Annotated in this window: 1 pseudogene; it reads left to right on the top strand. The window is 61.4% G+C overall.

Annotation, left to right across the window (positions count from 1 at the left end):
* Window positions 1-996 (top strand): annotated as a pseudogene (locus tag NW860_RS10295) (hypothetical protein); the annotation flags it as partial.

A 996-nucleotide genomic window follows, 5' to 3' on the forward strand; every position in this document is an offset into this window, starting at 1 on the left:
CTCTGGTGGTGCCAGCCAACCTCACTCCTGAAGCCGCAGAAGCGGCCCTTTGGCTCTATAGCTTGCTTTCCCACCTCTTTCCCCAGACCCCTATTCTCTGGAGCAACCGCCCGGTTGCAGGAGCTCAGGTTACCCTAGAACCGGCCAACTTCACCCCCCACCTGCAGCATGAAATTACCCCCGAGGGATCCCGCCTGCGAGTGGCCGCCCGCCGCGAGTCCATTCTTGCCCTCTATGAAGAGTGGAAGCGGGCAGGTCTGGTGAGCCGAGGGATCCAGGTGGTAGCAGTATCCGATTTGGAGAAGGCTCTCAGGGCCAACCGCCTCAGCTTCCGTGAGCTGGGGATTGTGGATCCCCTGCTGCGGGGGTTTGGCAGCCAGTCGTTGGTGTTCAACTTCAACCTATCTCAACTGGGGGGGCACCCGCGGGATCTGGCAGCGCAACTGGATGTGATCATGAACCCAGTGGATGGCCGGGCCGGGGATCGCCTGACGGGCTACGTGTTCTTGAATGGCGTTCTGCTGCGCACCTACAACCTAACAGGCCGCACCCAGCTCAACGAGACTGTTACTCTGCCCACCCGCCTGCTGCGCCGCTTCAACCAACTGGAGCTGCGCCTTGACTACGGGGCCAGCCCGGGCAATTGTCGAGGATTCCTGACCCCGCTGACTTTGCAAGTGCGTTCCGATAGCTCTGGCCTTCTCTGGAGTGGCTACCAAGCTCCCACTGGGGAGCTGCAAGAGATTCCAGCAGTGCTGCGGGGATCGGGCCAAGTGTGGCTGGGGGATCCGCAGTTGCTGCCGGCTGCTGCCTATTTGGTTGGGGCCCTGAGCCGGCTGGCCGCCCGACCGCTTTTGCCCGCCGTGAAGTTTCTGCCCAAAGAGGGAGGCAAACTGGAGAGCGGAAACTTCGCTTGGCAAATCCTGGTAGCCGCCCCGGAGCAGGTGGAGCTTAATAGCCCCATCCGGCTGGGATCCCAGTTTGAAATCATCAATC

Origin of the sequence: Synechococcus sp. F70.1 (assembly GCF_047502745.1) — a bacterium.
GTDB lineage: Bacteria > Cyanobacteriota > Cyanobacteriia > Thermostichales > Thermostichaceae > Thermostichus.